General features: G+C 58.9%; 19 protein-coding genes, 1 tRNA gene and 1 other RNA gene. 11 read left to right on the top strand and 10 right to left on the bottom strand.

The window, feature by feature from the left end:
• Window positions 1-2: 2 nt before the first annotated feature.
• The 4 genes from ACTJK5_RS12035 to ACTJK5_RS12020 all read right to left on the bottom strand — a co-directional run bounded on the left by ACTJK5_RS12035 (window position 3) and on the right by ACTJK5_RS12020 (window position 3,831).
• Window positions 3-1,508, bottom strand: coding sequence for an ABC transporter ATP-binding protein (locus ACTJK5_RS12035; RefSeq protein WP_111850193.1), 1,506 nt, complete (start codon window positions 1,506-1,508; stop codon window positions 3-5).
• Between the two features lie 82 nt (window positions 1,509-1,590).
• Window positions 1,591-2,583 (bottom strand): BMP family lipoprotein, encoded by a 993-nt coding sequence (locus tag ACTJK5_RS12030; protein ID WP_062443185.1) that lies wholly within the window; start codon window positions 2,581-2,583, stop codon window positions 1,591-1,593.
• A gap of 215 nt (window positions 2,584-2,798) precedes the next feature.
• Window positions 2,799-3,449, bottom strand: a complete 651-nt coding sequence (msrA, locus tag ACTJK5_RS12025) for a peptide-methionine (S)-S-oxide reductase MsrA (RefSeq protein ID WP_062427199.1) — start codon at window positions 3,447-3,449, stop codon at window positions 2,799-2,801.
• A 64-nt stretch (window positions 3,450-3,513) separates the two neighbouring features.
• A complete protein-coding gene (locus tag ACTJK5_RS12020; protein ID WP_440612498.1) occupies window positions 3,514-3,831 on the bottom strand; it encodes a hypothetical protein in 318 nt (105 codons plus the stop codon).
• Window positions 3,832-4,053: 222 nt separating this feature from the next.
• On the opposite strand from ACTJK5_RS12020, the gene ACTJK5_RS12015 reads away from it, so the two are divergent.
• The 3 genes from ACTJK5_RS12015 to ACTJK5_RS12005 all read left to right on the top strand — a co-directional run bounded on the left by ACTJK5_RS12015 (window position 4,054) and on the right by ACTJK5_RS12005 (window position 8,789).
• Window positions 4,054-4,143, top strand: a tRNA-Ser gene (locus ACTJK5_RS12015).
• A 231-nt stretch (window positions 4,144-4,374) separates the two neighbouring features.
• Window positions 4,375-5,661 (top strand): efflux RND transporter periplasmic adaptor subunit, encoded by a 1,287-nt coding sequence (locus ACTJK5_RS12010; protein WP_440612497.1) that lies wholly within the window; start codon window positions 4,375-4,377, stop codon window positions 5,659-5,661.
• Complete coding sequence (locus ACTJK5_RS12005; RefSeq protein ID WP_440612496.1) at window positions 5,658-8,789, top strand: efflux RND transporter permease subunit; 3,132 nt, start codon at window positions 5,658-5,660, stop codon at window positions 8,787-8,789. Before ACTJK5_RS12010 ends, ACTJK5_RS12005 begins: the two co-directional genes overlap by 4 nt.
• 166 nt (window positions 8,790-8,955) lie before the next feature.
• Here ACTJK5_RS12005 and ACTJK5_RS12000 read toward each other — a convergent pair whose 3' ends face one another.
• Entirely contained in the window at window positions 8,956-9,540 is a 585-nt protein-coding gene (locus tag ACTJK5_RS12000; protein ID WP_062427195.1) for a c-type cytochrome, read from the bottom strand.
• A gap of 150 nt (window positions 9,541-9,690) precedes the next feature.
• On the opposite strand from ACTJK5_RS12000, the gene ACTJK5_RS11995 reads away from it, so the two are divergent.
• A complete protein-coding gene (locus tag ACTJK5_RS11995) occupies window positions 9,691-10,446 on the top strand; it encodes a 3-deoxy-manno-octulosonate cytidylyltransferase (RefSeq protein WP_440612495.1) in 756 nt (251 codons plus the stop codon).
• Between the two features lie 10 nt (window positions 10,447-10,456).
• The gene (locus tag ACTJK5_RS11990) at window positions 10,457-11,317 is read left to right on the top strand and encodes a prephenate dehydratase (protein ID WP_440612494.1); all 861 of its coding nucleotides are present in this window, start codon (window positions 10,457-10,459) and stop codon (window positions 11,315-11,317) included.
• Window positions 11,318-11,411: 94 nt separating this feature from the next.
• Here ACTJK5_RS11990 and nudC read toward each other — a convergent pair whose 3' ends face one another.
• The gene (gene nudC, locus ACTJK5_RS11985; RefSeq protein ID WP_062443166.1) at window positions 11,412-12,380 is read right to left on the bottom strand and encodes an NAD(+) diphosphatase; all 969 of its coding nucleotides are present in this window, start codon (window positions 12,378-12,380) and stop codon (window positions 11,412-11,414) included.
• Window positions 12,380-12,784 carry an HIT domain-containing protein gene (locus ACTJK5_RS11980; protein WP_112358173.1) on the bottom strand — a complete coding sequence of 135 codons (405 nt, stop codon included), beginning with the start codon at window positions 12,782-12,784 and terminating at the stop codon, window positions 12,380-12,382. Before ACTJK5_RS11980 ends, nudC begins: the two co-directional genes overlap by 1 nt.
• 133 nt (window positions 12,785-12,917) lie before the next feature.
• Between ACTJK5_RS11980 and ffs the strand changes: the two genes are divergently transcribed.
• The 3 genes from ffs to ACTJK5_RS11965 all read left to right on the top strand — a co-directional run bounded on the left by ffs (window position 12,918) and on the right by ACTJK5_RS11965 (window position 15,366).
• An RNA gene (gene ffs, locus ACTJK5_RS11975) (signal recognition particle sRNA small type) lies at window positions 12,918-13,014 on the top strand.
• A 78-nt stretch (window positions 13,015-13,092) separates the two neighbouring features.
• Window positions 13,093-14,967 (top strand): DNA polymerase III subunit gamma/tau, encoded by a 1,875-nt coding sequence (locus ACTJK5_RS11970; RefSeq protein ID WP_440612493.1) that lies wholly within the window; start codon window positions 13,093-13,095, stop codon window positions 14,965-14,967.
• Window positions 14,968-15,042: 75 nt separating this feature from the next.
• Complete coding sequence (locus ACTJK5_RS11965; RefSeq protein ID WP_113259791.1) at window positions 15,043-15,366, top strand: YbaB/EbfC family nucleoid-associated protein; 324 nt, start codon at window positions 15,043-15,045, stop codon at window positions 15,364-15,366.
• A 39-nt stretch (window positions 15,367-15,405) separates the two neighbouring features.
• Here the strand turns inward: ACTJK5_RS11965 and ACTJK5_RS11960 are convergent, their stop codons facing one another.
• Entirely contained in the window at window positions 15,406-16,017 is a 612-nt protein-coding gene (locus ACTJK5_RS11960; RefSeq protein ID WP_113259792.1) for an MOSC domain-containing protein, read from the bottom strand.
• A 58-nt stretch (window positions 16,018-16,075) separates the two neighbouring features.
• Here ACTJK5_RS11960 and recR point away from each other — a divergent pair, with 58 nt between their 5' ends.
• Both recR and ACTJK5_RS11950 read left to right on the top strand, forming a co-directional pair.
• A complete protein-coding gene (gene recR, locus ACTJK5_RS11955) occupies window positions 16,076-16,681 on the top strand; it encodes a recombination mediator RecR (RefSeq protein ID WP_062427187.1) in 606 nt (201 codons plus the stop codon).
• 23 nt (window positions 16,682-16,704) lie between these two features.
• The gene (locus ACTJK5_RS11950; protein ID WP_335322990.1) at window positions 16,705-17,970 is read left to right on the top strand and encodes a lytic murein transglycosylase; all 1,266 of its coding nucleotides are present in this window, start codon (window positions 16,705-16,707) and stop codon (window positions 17,968-17,970) included.
• Here the strand turns inward: ACTJK5_RS11950 and ACTJK5_RS11945 are convergent.
• Both ACTJK5_RS11945 and ACTJK5_RS11940 read right to left on the bottom strand, forming a co-directional pair.
• Window positions 17,967-18,446 carry a GNAT family N-acetyltransferase gene (locus ACTJK5_RS11945; protein WP_335322989.1) on the bottom strand — a complete coding sequence of 160 codons (480 nt, stop codon included), beginning with the start codon at window positions 18,444-18,446 and terminating at the stop codon, window positions 17,967-17,969. The two genes, ACTJK5_RS11950 and ACTJK5_RS11945, sit on opposite strands and share 4 nt — an antisense overlap.
• Window positions 18,447-18,480: 34 nt before the next feature.
• The gene (locus ACTJK5_RS11940) at window positions 18,481-20,109 is read right to left on the bottom strand and encodes an MFS transporter (protein WP_062427320.1); all 1,629 of its coding nucleotides are present in this window, start codon (window positions 20,107-20,109) and stop codon (window positions 18,481-18,483) included.
• 286 nt (window positions 20,110-20,395) lie between these two features.
• On the opposite strand from ACTJK5_RS11940, the gene rimP reads away from it, so the two are divergent.
• The gene (gene rimP, locus ACTJK5_RS11935) at window positions 20,396-20,980 is read left to right on the top strand and encodes a ribosome maturation factor RimP (RefSeq protein WP_062443144.1); all 585 of its coding nucleotides are present in this window, start codon (window positions 20,396-20,398) and stop codon (window positions 20,978-20,980) included.
• Window positions 20,981-21,031 lie beyond the last annotated feature (51 nt).

The following is a 21,031-nucleotide window of genomic DNA, read 5'->3' as shown; positions in this document are numbered from 1 at the left end:
CCTTATGCGGCAATGCCGGCCATCATCAGGCCCAGCGTCTGTTCTTCGGCTTCCGCCGTCTTTTCTCCAACGACCCGGCCGGCAAACATAACCAGAATGCGGTCCGAGAGCGAGCGGATTTCATCCAGTTCAACGGAGACCAGAAGGATGGCCTTGCCCGCATCGCGCATGTCGATGATGCGGCGGTGAATGAACTCGATCGCACCGATATCGACGCCGCGGGTTGGCTGGCCGATGATCAGCATGCTCGGGTCGCGCTCGATTTCGCGCGCAACGACGATCTTCTGCTGGTTGCCACCGGAAAAATTGGCAGTCTTCAGCCGGGCATTTGGCGGGCGGATATCGTATTTCTCGATCTTTTCCACCGCATCCTTGCGAATGGCTTCGGGATCGAGAAACGGACCTTTTCCATAGCGTTCGTCACGATGGTAGCCGAGGATCGAGTTCTCATATTCCTCGAACTTCAAGATCAGGCCCATATGGTGGCGGTCTTCCGGGATATGGGCCAGACCGAGTTGGCGCAAGATGGCCGGATCGACCTTGTCCACCTGCTTGCCACCGATCAGGATTTCACCCGAATGCGGCTTGCGAATTCCGGCAATGGCTTCCAGGAGTTCGGACTGACCGTTTCCGGCAACGCCCGCAATGCCGACGATTTCGCCAGCGCGCACGTCGAAGGAAACATTATCCACCATGGTCACGCCACGGCTGTCCTTCACCGTCAGATTACGAACCGAAAAAAGAACCTCGCCAGGCTTGGCCTCACCCTTTTCGACGCGCAGCAGAACGCGGCGACCGACCATCAACTCGGCCAGTTCTTCCACCGTAGTCTCCGACGTCTTGCGCGTTGCCACCATCTCGCCGCGGCGCATGACAGAGACCTCGTCGGTAATCGCCATGATTTCGCGCAGCTTGTGGGTGATGAGGATGACCGTCTTGCCCTGGTCGCGCAACACGCTCAAAATCTTGAACAGGTGATCAGCTTCGGCAGGCGTCAAGACGCCGGTGGGCTCGTCGAGGATCAGGATTTCCGCGCCGCGATACATGGCTTTAAGGATTTCCACGCGCTGCTGCAGTCCGACCGGCAGATCCTCGATGATCGCATCCGGATTGACCTCGAGGCCATACTCATCCTCAAGGCGCTTCAATTCCTTGCGGGTGGCCGCCGTGCCCTTGGACAGAAGAGCGCCGCCCTCCGCACCGAGCATGACATTTTCCAGCACGGAAAAATTTTCGACCAGCATGAAGTGCTGGTGCACCATGCCGATACCGGCGTCGATGGCAGCCTGGCTGTCCTTGATGGTAACGGGGTTGCCGTTGACCCGGATTTCACCGGAATCGGCCTGATAGAAGCCATAAAGGATCGACATCAGGGTCGACTTGCCGGCACCGTTTTCCCCGATGATGCCGTGGATCGTCCCCTTGGCAACGGTCAGATTGATATTTTTATTGGCGTGAACGGCACCGAACGACTTGTCGATGCCCACGAGCTCGATTGCAGGGTTCATACTCAAACCAAAACCTCTCCGAAGGCTGGATATGAAAAGGGCGCAAGATGAAAAACATCATGCGCCCCTGTCAAATTTCATATCATTTCGGGCAGGAATTGTCCGACATGTAGTCGTGAACCTTGACGGCGCCGGAGATGATGTCTGCTTTCGCCTTGTCGGCAGCTGCCGCCATTTCAGGCGTGATCAGAGCCTTGTTGTTGTCATCGACAGCATAAGCCACGCCATCTTCCTTGACGCCGAGCGCGTTGACGCCAGCGGTGAACTTGTCGTCTTTGACGTCCTTGAACGCGTTATAGACGGCGAGATCGACGCGCTTGACCATCGATGTCAGAACCGAGCCCGGATGCAGGTGGTTCTGGTTGGAATCGACGCCGATCGAGTACTTCTTGTTGTCAGCCGCAGTCTGCAGAACGCCGAGACCCGTCGCACCGGCTGCCGCGTAGATCACGTCCGCGCCCTGGTCGATCTGGTTCTTGGTGAGTTCACCGCCACGCACCGGGTCGTTCCAGGCCGCACCCGTCGTGCCGGTCATGTTCTGGAAGACTTCGATCTTGTCATTGGCAGCCTTGGCGCCCTGGGCGTAGCCGCAGGCGAATTTGCGGATCAGCGGAATGTCCATGCCGCCGATGAAGCCGACCTTGCCGGTCTTGGACGCCATGCCGGCGAGCAGACCCACGAGGTAGGAGCCTTCTTCTTCCTTGTAGACGACCGAGCGCACGTTCGGCAGGTCAACGACGGAGTCGACGATCACGAACTTGGTGTCGGGAAATTCTTTAGCCACTTTCTCCATCGCGGAGGTCCAGGCAAAGGACACTGCAACCACCGGATTGAAGCCGCGGCTTGCGAAGTTGCGGATCGCCTGTTCACCCTGCGTGTCGCTGGTCGGCTCGAAATCGCGGAACTCGATGCCAGTTTCAGACTTGAACTTCTCAGCACCCGTTGCAGCAGCCTCGTTGAACGACTTGTCGAACTTGCCGCCCGTTCCGTAGACCAATGCCGGCTTGATATCCGCGGCCAAGGCGGAAGCCGACATCGCAGCAAGCGCGAAAAGCGTCAGAAGGGATTTTTTCATTTTGCAGCCCTGTTGTTGCAGTTTAATTTTATTAAAAAGGGTCCTCCCGCAAGCCCTTATGCTGGGCATGTTCTGCGGAAAAGCCAGCCTTGTGGGCTGAGCGTGAGGAGCATCCTTGCACGGCTGCGAGAAAAATTCACCCGTTTTTTTTGCCCGGTGGAAAACCTCTTTTCTGGTGGTTTTTTAATCTCTTCCACCGGGCAGTTGCCATACAACTAGGCGATGTTGCAGGTCACGCCGGTTCCCCTCAACCCGCAATAGCCGCCCGGGTTCTTGGCAAGATATTGCTGATGGTAGTCCTCGGCATAATAGAAGATATCGAGCGGCTCGATCTCGGTGGTGATCTTCGGACGGTGACCGGCCGTTTCCAGCGCTTGCTGGAAGGCATCGCGGGCGGCCTTGGCTTCGGCGAGTTGCGCATCATTGGTCGTATAGATCACCGAGCGATAGGTCGTGCCGACATCGTTCCCCTGTCGCATGCCCTGGGTCGGGTCATGTTCTTCAAAGAAGATCTTCAGGAGTTGAGCCAGCGTCACCTGTGACGGGTCATAGACCACCTTAACCACCTCGGCATGGCCGGTCAGCCCTGTCGTGGTTTCCTGGTAGTGCGGGTTACGGGTCATTCCACCGGAGTAGCCAACCGCAGTGACGTAGACGCCCGGCGTCTTCCAGAACAACCGTTCGGCACCCCAGAAGCAGCCCATTCCGAGATAGATCGTTTCAAACCCGTCGGGGTAGGGGCCTTTCAGGCTTCTTCCATTGACGAAATGGTGTTCCGGCACAACCACCGCCTCATCCCGGCCCGGGATCGCGGTCTCTGCGGTCGGCATCACTGTCTTTTTTGAAAGGGTATCGAATCCAAACATTGCAGTCTCCCTGCGGCGATCGGCGCCGCGTTCCGCTCTCATGCAGTGTGGGATGCTGGTATCGTCAGGCCGCAAAACGACCGAGCGGTCTTGGCTTTCGGTAGCCTGCCATCCAGAAAAGCAGCGAAAGCCCAAGAAGAACCGCGAAGGCAGGAACGGCATTCAGGCCGTTTTCGATCCAGCGCCACGCTTCCGGGTGAATATAGTGTGCCGTCACGCTTTCTGCCATGGCAAGCGAGGAAGGAAAAACTTCCGCCCAGCCTTCGCGAAAGCTCAAGAGATCGACGGAGGATGTGGAAACCGAGCGGATGGCATCGAAGACGCCAACGCCAATTGCGCACAGAAGAAGCAGAAAGCTAAGAAACCGGAACAAGGCTTTCATGGCAGGACTCCCCGGCGGCTTACTCAATAGGACAGTCGCCCAAGGCGACCTTCTCCTGGTTCTGGATAAAGTCCGAAGCAGCGCTTTGCAATCTCCTCATGAACAGCCTTTTCACACACATTTAAAAAAACTGTCAGAATCGGGTTGATCGCCGCGAATTCATCGGTATATATCGCGCCGTTCCAGTGATTTGCATTTCCCAAACATGCAGATTGTAAAGAAGGACAGGTGGCCGAGTGGTTTAAGGCGCACGCCTGGAACGCGTGTGTGCGTGAAAGCGTACCGTGGGTTCGAATCCCACCCTGTCCGCCATTTCGCTCTTATAAATTCTCACGATATTTTTGGATTTCGAAAGATCTCGCGCATTGCGTGGCTCTTCTTGTGGTTGCTTTGCGCTCTGCGAACCCCTCCCAAAATTAAAACTTGTCCATGTTACCAAAACTTAAGGTGATTTTGGCGTGATAAGGATGTTTCCTGAGACTGGAAGGTCTCAACGATACGGTGGGCGTATCGCGGCTTTCTCCATCAAGTCGGACCCCCCGCATGAAAAAAATCTGGATACTCTTCAGCATACTGGTTGTCGTCGCTGTTGCGGCTTGGCCGTTTCGTGACGAGATCCCCTATATCAAATCGTTGCCTTTCGTCGCTTCGCAAGGGGCCGTGACGCACACGGCTTCTGCTGATGGAAAGGCCGGGGGAGATAAGGCCGCCGCCCAGGATGGCGGCGGTCACGACCGGGCGAAGGGCCAGGGCGGCGGGCGGCGCAATGGCGGTCCGCCTGCGGTTTCGACAGTGACCGTCGAAGAGGCGGCCTTGCCGATGGATGTGGAAGCGACCGGCTGGGCTGTTGCTGCGGACTCCACCAACATCGCCCCGCGTGAAGCGGGTACGGTCGCGTCTGTGGCTGCCACGAGTGGCCAGGAGGTGAAAGCCGGCGATCTCATCATCAAGATGGATGATCGCTTTGCCAGCGCTGCCGTTGCCAAGGACAAGGCCAACATCGCGTCCGATCAGGCCAGTCTCGCGCAGGCGCAGGCGGCATTCGATCGCGCGACCGCTCTTGCCAAACAAAGTGCTGAGTCCCAACAGGTGCTGGATCAGGCCCGCGCAGCCCGCGACATGGCCGCTGCCAAGATCGATGCCGACAAGGCAACATTGCAGTCCGACGAGGCAACTCTTCAAGACACCGAAATCCGTGCGCCCTATAATGGTCGCCTCGGCATCATCACCATTAGCCCTGGCGCCTATCTCAGTGCCGGTGTAACGATTGTCAGCATCACCCGCTACGATCCGATTTACATGCAGTTCCGGCTGCCCCAGCGCTATCTGGAGCAACTGCGTGAAGGGATGAAAAACGGTGCGACGGTCGATATCGACCCGGTGGCAACCGGCGGAACGCCGATCCAGGGAAAGCTTGCCTATTTCGACAACACCGTCGACCAGGCATCCGGTACGGTGCTGGTAAAGGCCGAGTTCAAGAACGACAAGGGCCTGGTGTGGCCCGGTCAGTCCGCCGATGTCGTCGTTCACTTCCAGTCGGATCAGAAGCAGATTGTCGTGCCGACAGTGGCGCTGAGGGCGGGACCGAACGGGCAATTCGTCTACACCGTGGATGACAGCCACCATGTTCACATGACGCCTGTCGATGTCATCCGCTCGAACGGCAATATGACGGCGATCGCCAGCGGCCTCTCTGCCGGACAACGCATCATCGTCGAAGGACAGTCGGAATTGACGGATGGTCAGACGGTCGTCGATACGCCGGAAGCTGCCGCCGATCAGCCAAACAAAGTTGCACAGAACGCGCCTGCTCCGGAGATTGCCCAGTGATCGCACGTTTTTGCATCAATCGCCCCGTCGCGACCATCCTTCTTGCGATCGGGCTGACACTCGCTGGCTTTGCCGGCTACAGGCTCCTGCCCGTGGCGGCGCTTCCAAAAGTGGACTTCCCCACAATCAACGTCTCTGCGTCGCTCTCCGGTGCCTCGCCAGAGACCATGGCAACCTCGGTGACGACGCCGCTGGTCAAGCAGTTCGAGACGATTCCCGGCATCAGTGAAATCAGCGCCACCAACACGCTCGGCAACACCTCCATCGTCATCCAGTTCGATCTGAACCGCGATATCGACGCAGCTGCAGCGGATGTGCAGGCGGCCATTTCACGCGCGCAGCGACAGTTGCCGAGCAACATGACCACCGCGCCGAGCTACCGCAAAACCAACCCGGCGGACGCGCCGGTCCTGTTGCTGGCCGTCAACAGCAAGGAAATGCCGGCAAGCAAGGTGGACGATATTGCTGAGAACATCATCTCGCCGCTGCTCTCGACAATTTCAGGCGTGGCGCAGGTGAGTGTTTACGGCGCAAAAACCTATGCGGTGCGGGTGGGTCTTCAGCCCTCCAAACTTCAGGCCCGAAATCTCGGTGTCGATACGGTCACGACAGCCATTGCACAGGCGAACAACCAAGTTCCGGTCGGCGCCCTGGAAAACAAGAGCCAGCGCCTGACGATCGATGCCGATACACAAAGAACCAATGCAGAGGAGTTCAAGTCGCTGGTGGTCGCCACGGCAAACGGTGCGCCGATCCATCTGGGTGATGTCGCCAATGTGCAGGATGGCGTGGACAATCCGGATGCCGGCAGCTGGTTCGACGGCGAACCCGCCATCATTCTCGCCGTCCAGCGCCAGTCGGATGCCAATACGGTCGATGTGGTGAAAGCCATCCAGGACAAGTTGCCGGCGCTTCGCGAACAATTGCCGCCCTCGATCAACATCCATGTCATGAACGACACGTCCGTTGCCATCAAGGACGCCGTTTCGGATGTTCAGTTCACGCTGTTCCTGACCATCGCGCTGGTTGTCCTGGTCATCTATCTGTTCACCGGACACCTGACCGCGACCATCATTCCGGGCCTTGCCGTTCCCCTGTCGCTGATTGCGGCCTTCGGCGCGATGTATGTCCTGGGATACAGCATCGACAACATCTCGCTTTTGGGGCTGACCCTCTCGGTCGGTCTCGTGGTGGATGATGCCATCGTCATGCTGGAGAATATTCTGCGCCTGCATGAAGAGGGGCTGCCCATGCGCGAGGCCGCACTCAAAGGTGCGGCGGAAGTCAGTTCTACCATTCTGTCCATGTCGATATCGCTCGTTGCCGTGTTCATCCCTATTCTTTTGATGGGCGGTGTGGTTGGCCGTCTGTTCAACGAATTCGGCATGGTGGTGACGCTCGCCATCCTGGCATCGGCGCTTGTTTCCCTGACGGTGACGCCGATGCTTGCTTCGCGCCTGTCGTCGCATTCCTCCAGACCGCCGGCGATCATTCGCTGGTTCGATGCCGGTTTCGACCGGACCCTCGGCGTTTACGACCGCGCCGTTGGATGGTGCCTGCGCCATCGCGGCTTTGTTCTTTTGTGCTTCCTGGGCTCGGTCGCAGCATCCGGCCTGCTGTTCTGGACTCTGCCATCCAGCTTCTTCCCGCAGGAAGACATTGGTCAGCTGTCGGTCTCGACCCGTGCGCGTGAGGACATTTCCTATACGGACATGAGTGACCTGCAAAACCAGGTGGCGGCAGCGATCCGCACCAATCCCGCCGTCCTGCATGTCACCTCCATCGTCGGCGGCGGTTCGCGCAGCCCGCTGAACAACGGCTCCATGTTCGTGCAGTTGAAGCCGAAAGCGGATCGAGAACCGCTCCAGCAAACACTGGCTGAGCTGACCAAGGCAACCGCGAAGATTCCCGGTATCAGAACCTACATCACGCCGCAGCAGAGTCTCCGCTTTGGTGGCCGCAGTTCGGCCTCGCAATATCAGCTCGTCGTACAGGGCCTGAGCGCCGATGCCACAAGCCTTTGGTCGGGCAAGCTGATGGACGAGATGCGCAAGGACCCGACATTCACATCCGTCACATCTGACGCGCAGAATGGCGCAATTGCCGCAACCATCGTGATTAATTCCGAGAAGGCGGCAGCCTACGGCATTACCAATGATCAGCTGCGCAAGACGTTGGAAATGTCTTTTGGTGGCTATGACGCTGCCCAGATCCAATCGACGGGCAACAGCTATAATGTGATCGTCGAGTTCGATCGCTCCAAGCCCTGGACCGCAGACTCCCTGCGCGACATCAATATTCTTTCCACCAAGACCAACACGCTGGTGCCGCTGTCCAACTTTGCCACGGTGGAGAGCAAACCGGCGCCGGTCGCCATCAACCAGACGGGACAGCTGGTCTCGACCACCATCTCCTTCAATCTGCCGGACGGCGTCTCGCTGAGCCAGGCCATGCAGCGCATCGATCAGGTCAAGGCGCAGATCGGCCTTCCTAACGATGTCTTCACCACCTATGGCGGCACGGCAGCAATCTTCCAGCAGTCACAGGGCAATACCGGTCTGCTGATCTTGGCCGCGGTGCTGACCATCTACGTGGTGCTGGGTGTTCTCTATGAAAGCTTCATCCATCCGCTCACCATTCTCTCAGGTCTGCCGGCGGCCGCCTTCGGTGCACTTCTGGCGCTTAAAATCATGGGCATGGATTTTTCCATCATCGCCCTGATCGGCCTTCTGATGCTGATCGGCATCGTCAAGAAGAATGCGATCATGATGATCGACGTGGCGGTCGACAATATGCGCAGCAAGGGAGAGGCGGCGGCTGTCGCCATCCATGAGGCCTGCGTGCGCCGTTTCCGACCGATCATGATGACGACCTTCTGCGCGCTTCTCGGCGCGTTGCCGATCGCGCTTGGCTCCGGTGCCAGTTCCGAACTTCGCCAGCCTCTGGGTGTCGCGGTGGTCGGCGGCCTGCTGGTTTCACAGGTCCTTACTCTCTTCATCACGCCGGTGATCTTCGTCGAGATGGAGCGTGCGGGCCAAGCTCTTGGCAGGCTGTTCTCACGCCGTCACGCGGTAGAACATGAGGCCAATAGCGAGACGGTCAGCAAGCCCAACAAGGCGGCCGCATGATTGCGCCGCTCCCGAAGGCACAAAAAAAGCCCGGTCGCCCGGGCTTTTGAAATTTTACAGCATCGGCCCGAAAATCGGAATCGATTTTCGGAAAGCACGATGCGTAGATCAAAGAAGATAGAGCGTCCTTTGTGCGTCCAATAGGACGCACGGCGCTCTAGTCTGATCAGTTCGTCGGCATCGGTGCCGCAGGTGCATTCGGATCCGGCAGCGGGGCCGGATTGTCGGAAAGCGTGCGCAAATAGGCGATCAGATCGGCGCGCTCTGTTTCCTTCTTGATGCCTGCAAAGCCCATGGCCGTGCCAGGAACATGCTTCTTCGGTGCTTCGATGAAGTAGCTCAAGTGATCGTAGTCCCACTTCTCTGAGCTACCCTTGGAGAAATCCTTCATGCCTGCGGAATAGCTGAAGCCTGCGTGGCTGGCGATCGGGCGGTTGACCACGTCGTAGAGGTTAGGGCCGACTTTATTGGGGCCGCCCTTGTCCCCGGTGTGACAGCTCGTGCATTTCTTGAACACGGTTTCGCCCTTGGCGGCATCGGCAGTTGCAAGAAGCTTGGCAATCGGTGTTGCAGGCGCCTCGGCTGCGCCTCCGGCGGCCTCACCTGCACCGGATGTCTCCGCAACGATCGTATAGCCTTCCTTTTCCGGGGCAGCGGAATGGAAAATTGCGTCCGAGGCTATCGATACCGTCATAAGGACGAAGATCGTGCCAAGAAACGCACCGACCGCCATATTAACCCGTGAATTCATTGATTTGCGCTCCCTCACAACCGTTTGCATGAAACGGGCATCTTGAAATTGCGTGAAAGCTATGGCTTTTGCACAGCCTGCGCAACTTGAATATGCTCTCCGCCCCCGTGACGTATTGCCACTTTTCCGGCGGAATTTGAAGGGTGTCGGATGAATAATCGAAATTTCGAAAAAGCTATCGTGCTTATTCCCGCACGAATGGCCTCGACCCGCCTTCCGGGCAAGCCCTTGGCCGACATTAACGGCAAGCCGATGATCGTTCAGGTTGCCTTGCGCGCCCGCGAAGCAGGCGCCGAACGCATCGTTGTCGCGGTGGATGACGAGCGCGTTTTCGACGCGGTCAGGTCGGCCGGTTTCGATGTCATCATGACCCGGAACGATCACCAATCCGGCTCTGACCGCATATACGAAGCCTTGCAAAAGGCCGATCCGGAAGGCCGCGCCGAATTCGTCATCAATGTTCAAGGCGATCTTCCGACCATTGAGCCGGAAACGATTCGCGCCTCGCTGCTGCCGATGGAAAATCCTGAGGTCGATATCGCCACTCTGACCGTGCCGATCACCGACGAGGACGAAAAGACCAATCCGAGCATCGTCAAGATCGTCGGCAGCCCGCTTTCGCAAACCCGTCTTCGTGCGCTCTATTTTACGCGCGCGACGGCGCCCTATGGCAACGGACCGCTCTACCATCATATTGGGCTCTACACCTATCGGCGTGCCGCGCTGGAGAAATTCGTGTCGCTAAAGCCATCCGTGCTTGAGCTGCGCGAGAGCCTCGAACAGTTGCGCGCACTGGAAGCCGGCATGCGGATCGATGCGGAGATCGTGCGTTCGGTTCCGCTTGGTGTCGATACCCAGCCGCAGCTTGAGACGGCCCGCAAAATCCTTGCTAACAGACAGAATTGAAGATCGCACCATGACCAGCAGCAATCGCATTGCCTTCCAGGGCGAATATGGCGCAAATTCCGACATGGCCTCTCGCGATGTCTTTCCGGAGATGGACCCGCTGCCATGCCCGACCTTCGAAGACGCGTTCAACGCGCTGGAAAATGGCGACGCCGATCTGGCGATGATCCCGATCGAAAACACGCTGGCCGGACGCGTGGCCGATATTCATCACCTGCTTCCCGAATCGCGCCTGCACATCATCGGCGAGTATTTCATGCCGATCCGCTTCCAGCTGATGGTGCTGCCCGGTGTGCAGAAGGATGAGATCAAGACGGTCCACAGCCATATTCACGCGCTCGGCCAGTGCCGCAAGATCATTCGCTCCAACGGCTGGAAGGCGGTTGTTGCAGGCGATACCGCCGGCGCTGCCAAACTGGTGTCGGAAAAGGGCGATCGCAGCATGGCAGCCCTTGCGCCCCGCTTGGCCTCGTCGCTTTACGGACTGGATATCCTCGCTGAGAATGTCGAGGACTCTGAAAACAACGTCACCCGATTCGTGGTCTTGTCGCGCGATGAGCAATGGGTGAAGCGCATGACGCCGCAGGACGTGATCGTCACCACCTTCGTCTTCAATGTCCGCAACATTCCCGCAGCGCTCTACAAGGCCATGGGCGGCTTTGCCACCAACGGCATCAACATGACGAAGCTCGAAAGCTACCAGATTGGCGGCAAGTTCGTTGCGACGCAGTTTTACGCCGATATCGAAGGCCATCCTGAGGACGAGCCGGTCCGGCATGCGCTGGAGGAGCTGAAATTCTTCTCCGAGAAGGTCCGCATTCTCGGTGTCTATAAGGGCCACGCCATGCGCGGCAATTTCAACACCGTCTAACAGTCGATCCAAGAATGCCGTTGGCGCCTGCAAATGTCAGACCAGCGGCAATTCCTGAACAGACTGTAATCGTCTTCGGTCGGGCGGAGAGCGCTCAAGCTGCGCCGTCCCATTCGATCCAGTCGCGCATCAGCCGATGGGCTATGGCACCTTTCGGTGGCGGCAACTGACCATTGGCTCCCGTCATCTGCAGAAGTTCCGCCACTTCCTCACGGGTAAACCAGCGGCAATCCTCCAGCTCCGCATCGTCACGGCTGATATCGAAGGACAGCGCTTCGGCAAAGCAGCCGATCATCAGCGTGTGGGGCATAGGCCATGGCTGTGAGGCATGGTAGCGAACGCGCCCGACCTCAATGGCGGATTCTTCCCGCGTCTCGCGACGCACGGCGTTTTCGATCGTCTCGCCAGGCTCCACGAAGCCCGCGAGGCAGGAATACATGCCCGGCGGAAAATGCGCGCCGCGACCGAGCAGGCAAAGGTCCCGCTCCAGATCGATCGTCAGCATGATGACGACGGGATCGGTGCGTGGAAAGATCGTGTGGCCGCAGCCGGAACAGATGCGCTTATAGCCACCGATCCGAAGCTCCATCTGGTCGCCACAGCGACCGCAGAATTTGTTGTCGGCGTTCCAGTTCACAAGGCTGACCGCCTGCGCCACTTCGCCCAGCAGCTCCTCGCCGATCAACTGGTCGCGATAGAGCGTGCGCGCATCCGCTGCCTTATAGTGGCTGGCAAGCGCCTCTTCGGCAATCTTGACCGGAACGGCGACCCGCGGTTCGCCATTTTCTTTGTAGCCCAGCAAAATCGCCTGATCGAAATCGGGATCGAGCTCCGCCAGTTCGTAGGCGGCAAACAGGGGATCGAGAACCTGGTCGTCATGCTTGAGGATCAGCTTGTTGCCGGCAAAGGCCAGAAGATGTGTGCCTTCCACCTTCAAGGCATCGGCCACACAGGTCTCGTTGCGATTTTCGGCAAGGCGGTCGAGATCGTTTTGCGCAAAGGCCGTCAGAGCGGAGGGTTCGGGATGTGGCGAGGTGGTATCGAAAATGCGATTTGAAGTCATCAGAGTGCGCCAGCCAGTTTCTTTATGAAATCCTGTTTGTCGTGTTCGGCGTAAGGGACTGGGGTTCCCTGTCCCCAGATCGGCCCAGGCCAGCACGGATCGCCTTCGTTGCGGGCAATGATATGCACATGGAGTTGGCGGACGATGTTGCCAAGCGCACCGACATTGATTTTGACAGCTCCCGTCAGATCCTTCAGCGCCGAAGCGACGAGGTTGGTCTCAAACGTCAGCACGGCCTGATCGAGCGGGGTCAGGTCGAACAATTCGCTGACATCGTTGCGTTGGGGAACCAGCACCACCCAGGGCCAGCGGCAATCGTTCTGCAGCCGCAACTGGCAAAGGCCAAGCGTGGTAATCAGGACGCTGTCGCGCGCCAGTCTTTCGTCCAGGTGGAATGGGCCCAAGGCATCCTCCCTAAAAATGGTCCGCGGTCTTGCGCCGCAGTTCGCGCTTAATAACGAACTGTTTTCACAGAGATAGCAGTTTTTTCAAGGCCTGACTTGCATTTGCTTCTATTATTGCCGATATGTGGCGCCGGGAGGTTGGTGGTGGACGAGCCACTCGCCAACCGGGTCAGGTCCGGAAGGAAGCAGCCCTAACGAGCCAGGCACGGGTCGCCGTGCCAGCCTCCCACCCTTCTTTTTAAGACACGCTCTGCTTCGCCGGGCCAGTTGAGCCTGAAGCGGGCCCCACTTCGAAAACTGGCGAGGCGATGAGCGACACCGGAACCAATATGCCCCAGACAAAAGAGCAGGGTACGGGTTACCGGGTTTTGGCGCGCAAATACCGCCCCAAGGATTTCTCCGATCTGATGGTCGGGCAGGAGCCGATGGTTCGCACGCTGACCAATGCGTTCGAAACCGGCCGTATCGCCCAGGCCTATATGCTGACCGGTGTGCGCGGGGTCGGCAAGACCACGACTGCCCGTATTCTGGCGCGTGCGTTGAACTACAAGACGCCCGAAATCGACAAGCCCACCATTGATCTGCGCATCCCCGGCGAGCATTGCCAGGCGATCATGGAAGGTCGCCATGTCGACGTGATCGAGATGGACGCCGCCTCGCATACGGGTATCGACGATATTCGCGAGATCATCGAGCAGGTGCGTTATCGCCCGGTCTCGGCGCGCTACAAAGTCTATATCATCGACGAAGTTCACATGCTCTCGACGCAGGCGTTCAACGGCCTGTTGAAGACGCTCGAAGAGCCGCCGGAGCATGTGAAGTTCATCTTCGCCACCACCGAAATCCGTAAAGTTCCGATCACTGTTCTGTCGCGCTGCCAGCGTTTCGATCTTCGCCGCATCAGCGCCGCCGACCTTGTGGGACTGTTCACGGCGATTGCATCCAAGGAAGGTTTCGAGGCCGAGCCGCAGGCGCTGTCGATGATTGCGCGTGCAGCCGAAGGCTCGGCGCGTGACGGTCTGTCGCTGCTCGATCAGGCGATTGCCCATGGCAGCGGCCGTGTGGAGGCTGACGCGGTGCGTGGCATGCTGGGTCTCGCCGATCGCGCCCGCATCGTCGATCTCTTCCAGCACATCATCAAGGGCGATGTGGCATCCGCGCTCTCCGAATTCAACGCGCAGTACGAAGCGGGCGCAAGCCCCGTGGTCGTCCTGAACGATCTCGCCGATTTCACCCATCTCGTGACGCGCATGAAATATGTGCCGGATGCGGTGGAAGACCCGTCGCTTTCGGAGGTCGAGCGGGTTCGCGGTGCCGAATTTGCCGAAAGTGTCGCCGTCTCCACGCTGTCGCGTATCTGGCAGATGTTGCTGAAGGGGATTCCGGAAGCGGAGAATGCCTCGCGCCCTGCCGGTGCTGCCGAAATGGTATTGATCCGCCTATCGCATGCCGCCAATTTGCCGGCGCCGGAAGATGCGGCCCGCCGTCTGGAAGAGCTTTCAAACGGTGCAGGCGCCATGCCGACTGGCGGTCCCGCCGGTGGTGGCGGCAATGGTAATGGTGGAGGCGCACGCGCCTATGGCACGACGCAGGCTGTCGCTTCGGCGCAGACATCGCCTCAGATGCAATCCGCACCTCAGCCGACGGCCATGCTGCGCGCCGTGCCCGATAGCCGCCCGCAGGACATGCAGGTTGCAGCACCTCGTACCGAAGAGCGTCCGGAGCCCAAGGTGCCGGTCACATCGGTGCAGGACATCGCCGATCTGGCGCAGAAAAATCGCGATCCCGTCATGCGCGCCAAGGTTCGCAACTTCGTGCGGCTGGTGAAGGTCGAGCCCGGCCGTCTCGACATGCGCCTTGGCGAAGGTGCACCGGGCTCGCTTCCGGGCGAACTCGGCGTCAAGCTGAAGGAATGGACGGGCATCCACTGGATCGTCAGCCTCAGCAAGGACGAGGGCGAGCCGACGCTCGTGGAAGCGGAAGGCAATGCGCGTAATGCTCGCTTGGTCGACGCGCGGCAGGATCCGGATGTTGCGGCAATCCTCGCGCAGTTTCCCGGCGCGAAGATCACCGATGTGCGCATTCGCGCCCCCGTGCAGGAAGAGATCGAAGATACCGCGCCGCCTTCCGTGGCTGAATCCAGCGAAGGCGACATTCTTCCCGGCGACGATATCGAGTTTTGAACAAAGCGGCGAAGGTGACGATGCCAACTGTGTTCGGATCATCCGCCCCAACAACAAAAGACAGGAGTTTCAGCCATGCGTGACATTATGGGCATGATGGGCAAGGTCAAAGAAATGCAGGCCAAGATGGAGAAGGTGCAGGAAGAAATTGCCGCACTCGAAGTCCATGGCGCGTCCGGTGGTGGTCTCGTCACCGTGACCCTCAATGGCAAGGGCGAAATGCGCGGCTTGAAGATCGATCCGTCGCTCTTTAAGGAAGACGAGGTCGAAATCCTCGAAGACCTGATCGTCGCGGCCCACAAGGATGCCAAGGAAAAGGGCGAAGCCCAGGCACAGGAAAAGATGGCTGGGCTGACCGCTGGCCTGCCGATCCCGCCCGGCATGAAGTTCCCGTTCTAAAAACCTGCGTCGGCCTTGGGCGACGCAAGCCAATAAAACTTAGGCGATCATCTCGCGAAAGCGGATGGCAAGGGGCGTGTCGAGAAAAGCGGCACGCTCTTCCTGCGTCAGGCGGTTGGGCCGAAAGCGCTGCAGGATGACCGGGATCGGAAGTTTCGTTCCGCCGTAGGGTGTGAAAGTCACGCTCTCTCCGGCTTCCATCATGCCTGATTGGAGCACCCGGCAGTAAAATCCGGGATGGCCGGCATCGCGAAAGCGCCGCGCAAATTGCGGGTCGCCAACGCGGGCTGTGAGCGTCGCACAGGGAATGCGCGCGGCGGTTACTTCCAGCGTCACCTGTTGAAGCGCTAGCCGGTCGCCGACGCAGAGCGTGGCGCTGTCGATGCCTTCGATCACCAGATTCTCGCCGAAGAATCCGGGCTCGACAGCGTGGCCGAGATCATTTGCCCAGAAGTCGAGATCGCCCGACCCCATGGCATAGATTGCCTGGTCCGGCCCGCCGTGATGCTTGCGGTTACAGACGGCATCACCGACGATCCCTTGCACATCGACCATCACAGGCCCACTTAGCGCGTGCTTGAAGATGCCGGTCTTGGATGTCTTGCCGGGGAGCGTTTGCGCAGCCGCGCGACAAATCGCCTGAATTTTCATGAGATGCCTTTCGCGCTTCGCGATTCCCGTTCAACGATTAATGCAGTAGAAACGCTCCATGGCAAAACGAGTCACCGGTCCTGAAATCGAAAAACTGATCCAGCTTCTGGCAAAGGTGCCGGGACTTGGCCCCCGCTCTGCGCGCCGCGCGGCGCTGCACCTTATCAAGAAGAAGGAGCAGTTGCTGGGTCCCCTTGGACATGCCATGGACGAAGCCTATCACAAGGTCAAGATCTGCTCCTGCTGCGGTAATGTCGATACGATCGATCCCTGCACGGTCTGCTCCGATGTGCAGCGCGACCAGGCGGTGATCATCGTGGTGGAAGACGTGTCCGATCTCTGGGCGCTGGAGCGGGCAGGGGCGATGAACACGGCCTACCACGTGCTGGGCGGTACGCTCTCGCCGCTGGATGGTGTCGGCCCGGAAGATCTCAACATCAAGGGCCTGATCGACAGGGTCAGTGTCGGCGGCATTCGCGAGCTGATCATCGCCGTCAACGCCACTGTCGAGGGCCAGGCGACCGCACATTACATCACCGACCGTCTGACCGACCTTGGCGTCAAGATCACCCGCCTTGCCCACGGCGTGCCGGTTGGAGGCGAGCTGGACTATCTCGACGAAGGTACGTTGACCGCGGCGCTTCGCGCCCGCACGGCAATTTGAACTCATAAAGACCAGGAGACCGAATGCGCGCTCACATCATCGGCCTTGCACTTGCCACCGCTCTTTCCATTCTTTCATCCGGCACCGCCTCGGCGCAGGCTATTCCGACGGGGGCTGCTGCCGCGAAATATGACGCGGAGTTCAATGCCTGGCTGAAGCGGGAAATCTGGCCGGAGGCGCGCAAAGCCGGCGTGTCGCAAAAAACGCTCGAGGCAGCGCTCACCGGTTTGTCGATCAACTGGAAGCTGCCGGACGTCCTGGTGCCCGGGCAAAAGCCGCCGAAGGAGCAGGCCCAGAGCCAGGCCGAGTTCTCCTCTCCCGGCGCATATTTTTCTGAAAAGCGTCTGCAGGGTCTGGCAGCAACGGGTCGCTCGCTTGCTGCCACCCACGCGGCAACACTGAAGCGCATCGAAGCCACCTATGGCGTTCCGGGCAACATCGTCGTTGCGATCTGGGGCCGCGAGTCCGGTTTCGGTCGCGCGAAGCTGCCAAATTCCGTTATCGATGTACTGGCCACCAAGGCCTATGCCTCGACCCGCAAAGAGATGTTTCGCGCCGAGCTGATCGACGCGCTGAAGATTGCCGAAAGCGGTGACGTGCCGCCCTCGCGGATGATGGGCTCATGGGCCGGCGCTCTCGGCCAGCCGCAATTCATGCCGTCGAGTTATCTGAAATACGCGGTCGATTTCGATGGAGACGGTCATCGCGATATCTGGAATTCGGTACCCGACGCGCTGGCATCCATCGCCAACTATCTATCCAAACGCGGATGGCAAAGAGATCGCGATTGGGGCTTTGAGGTTTCCATACCAGACAATGTTTCCTGTGCGCAGGAAGGCCCGGATCTGGCAAAGCCAGTGTCGCAATGGGCGAAGATGGGAATCACTCGCGTCTCTGGAAAAGGTTTTCCGTCCAATGACTTGAGCGCCGACGGCATGATGCTGGTGCCTGCCGGTCGCCATGGCCCGGAATTCGTCGTGACGCCGAATTTCTACGTCATCAAGGAATACAACAACTCCGACCTCTACGCGCTTTTCATCGGCAATCTCGCCGACCGTATCGCTTATGGCGCAGGCCCGTTCCAGGCGGAATGGGGCAATGTCGGCTCCATGCTACGCTCCGACGTGCTCGCCATGCAAAAGGCGCTGGTGGCCAAAGGCTATGATGTCGGCAAAGCGGATGGGCTTGCGGGCTTCAAGACCCGCCGTTCATTGGGCGACTGGCAGGCCAAGAATGGTCTGAAGCCCACCTGCTTCCCTGACGCTTCGTTGAAGGGTCGCCTGCGTTAGGAGGAAAAGTCGTTGGCGGACCCATCGTGCCGCCACCTATACAGCGCGTCCGGCAGTTTTTCCTCGCATCCGGAGCCATCCGTTTCGCTCACTTTGACGAAGCCATTCCGTTCATAAAAACGAATGGCACGCTTGTTTTGCTGAAAAACCCAGAGACTGAGTTCCGCTTGTCCTTCTTTTGCTTTGTTGAGCAGTTTGGTTCCTGCTCCATGACCGACATATTCGGGCAGGCAATAGAGGTGATCCAGCCACCGATCTCGAAACGCACAGAAGCCAACAAGGGTGCTGTGCTGCTCAGCGCACCACACCTCGCTCTGCCTGAGAACGACATTGCTGAAATATGCGACGTCTTCCTCAAAGCTGTGGAGGTCTGGAAGATAGGGTAGAAAGTGTTGACGTGATGCTCGTGACACTCTCGCGACGTGCTCGCACTCCCAGCGATCGGCCCTTCTCAGGATGATTTCAGGATTGTCCACCGACAACTCCGAGATTTTCGTAAGCGGGCGTATCTCAATGCGGATCGATATGGGCCTTGTGGAAAATATCGTCCTGCGGCGGGATAGCCTGCCGTTCGATCATCCGGTGGACGCGGGGGCGGGTCTTGCCCTTGTGCAGCGTCAGGATGCGATCCCAGCTTTCCGCATCGGCCTGGGTTCGTCGGTGGTTGTGGCGCACATATTCGACCCAGGTCGGCACGTGATAGATTTCCGTCCAGACGTCCGGGTTTTCCAAATCCCGCATCAGGCTCCAGTTGCGTGCGCCATCCCGAATACGGATGCGGCGGCGCTCGGCCATGATCGCCATGAACTCTGGCAGATCGGCATCGTCGATCTCGTAATCCACCATGATCGCGATCGGGCCGCTGCGCGGCTTCACATCCAGCCGCAGCGGCGGCTCGACGAAACGGTTCAGCGGATCGAGGTTCAGTGAGGCGAAGGCCGGCATGGTAAGCTTGAAGCCGACGACGACACCAAGCAGCATCAGAACGCAGGAACAGAGAAGCGAGAAGGTGAGCCCGTGGTCTTCCGCAAGCGAACCCCAGAGCCAACTGCCGACGGCGATGCCGCCGAAGGTCAGTGTCTGGTAGAGCGAGAGTGCGCGACCCACCACCCAGCGCGGGGTCGAAAGCTGTACGATCGTGTTGAAGAGCGATAGCGCCAGAACCCAGCTTGCACCCGAGATCGTCAGGAAGATGCTGGTGATGATGGCGTTGGTGCTGATTGCCGTCACACCGGCACTCAGCGCGAATCCGAGAAAGGCGACGCGGACGATCCATTCGCTGCTCAGCATCTCGCGCAGCCGCGCGCTGATCAGCGCGCCACCAATCGCGCCGACGCCGAAGGCACCGAGCATGATACCATAGGTCAACGGACCGCCTTCGACGAGATCGCGCGCCACGAGCGGCATGAGTGCGAGGATGGCACTTGCCGAAAGGCCAAAGAGAAAGCCACGCACCAGCACCTTGCCGATATTGGGCGACATCGCCACATAACGCATGCCGGCGGAAATGGCGGCGAGGAGCTGTTCGCGCGGCAGAGTGGAATTGTTCTTCGGCGGCTGCCATTTGAACAGCGCATAGATCAGCGTGAAGTAGCTGAGCGCATTCACGAGGAAGGCTGCGGCAGCACCCGCCGCCGCAACGATCACGCCGCCAATGGCGGGGCCGACGCTGCGGGTGATGTTGAAGCCGACACTGTTGAGCGTGACGGCTGCGGGCAGGTCTTCCCGGGGCACCATCTCGCCGACCGATGCCTGCCAGGACGGGTTGTTCAGCGCCGTTCCGCAGCCGATCATGAAGGTGAAGAACAGGAGCAGCCAGGGCGTCAGCAGGTCGGCCCAGGCAAAGACCGTCAGCATTATCGAGGCGATCAGCATCAGGAACTGCGCCGAGAGCATGATCCGGCGACGATCGAAGCTGTCGGCAAGCGCACCGGAGATGAGCGAGAACAGCATGATCGGCAGCGAAGTGGAGGCCTGCACCAGCGCGATCATGTTTTCCGAGGTCGAAAGCGCAGTCATCATCCATGCGGCACCCACCGCCTGGATCAGTCCGCCGAAGTTGGACGCGATGCTGGCGAACCAAATGCGCTTGTAGGTCGGGTGCCGGAGTGGCGCGAGTGGCGATTGACGGTCGGGCACGAGCGATCCAATTGATTTCAACTGCTGTTCAGGCAGAAAGTACTATAAAGGTCGATGGTGGTGACACCACCCATTCAAACGCTGCAAAGGTAAAATTGTGGCGGAAAAAATCGAATATTCGGATTTGCGCCGCAAACCTTGCAATTCCGGCCCGAAGGGTTTATATCCCGGTTCAAATTCTTGATCGTCTGATGAAGAGTGGGGTCCCCAAGGCCCCGCTCTTTTTCGTTAGGCGGATTGTCAAACCGGAGCAGATGTTCCGCTTGAGGAAGACCGGAAGAGCATAATGGCAGCAGCCGAACCCAGACTGATAACCGAAACAGGCATCGACCAGCGGATCGCCGAAATCATCGAGCCGATTCTGACCGGAATGGGTTTCGTGCTTGTCAGGGTCCGGCTTTCCAGCCAGAATGGCTCGACACTGCAGATCATGGCCGAGCGTGAAGACGGCACCATGACCGTGCAGGACTGCGAAGCCGTCTCGATGGCCATTTCGCCGGTTCTCGATGTGGAAGATCCCGTCGAAAAGGCGTATCATCTGGAAGTGTCCTCGCCCGGCATCGACCGTCCGATGGTTCGCAAGTCCGATTTCGTTCGCTGGCAGGGACATCTCGTCAAGGTCGAGACCTCGATCCTGGTGGACAACCGCAAGCGCTTTCGCGGCAAGATCGCGGAAGTCGACGCGGACAGCTTCAAGCTTGAACGCGACCAGATCGGTTATGGCGAAGAGCCTGTGGTGACGATCCCGTTCAACACGCTGTCGGATGCCAAGCTGGTTTTGACCGACGATCTTATTCGTGACGCGCTGAAGGCGGACAAGCAGGCCAAGGCCGCTGCTGCCAATCAGAACGAAGAAGCAGACGAAGATTGATTTTTGAGGGGCCTTTTGGGGCCTTACCCCACGCAAACATGCGACTTACGG

The organism is Agrobacterium sp. 22094 (genome assembly GCF_052046015.1).
In the GTDB taxonomy this organism is placed as follows: Bacteria; Pseudomonadota; Alphaproteobacteria; order Rhizobiales; family Rhizobiaceae; genus Agrobacterium; species Agrobacterium cavarae.
Note: the sequence above shows the minus strand (reverse complement) of the source record. Positions and strands in the feature narration are given on the sequence as shown.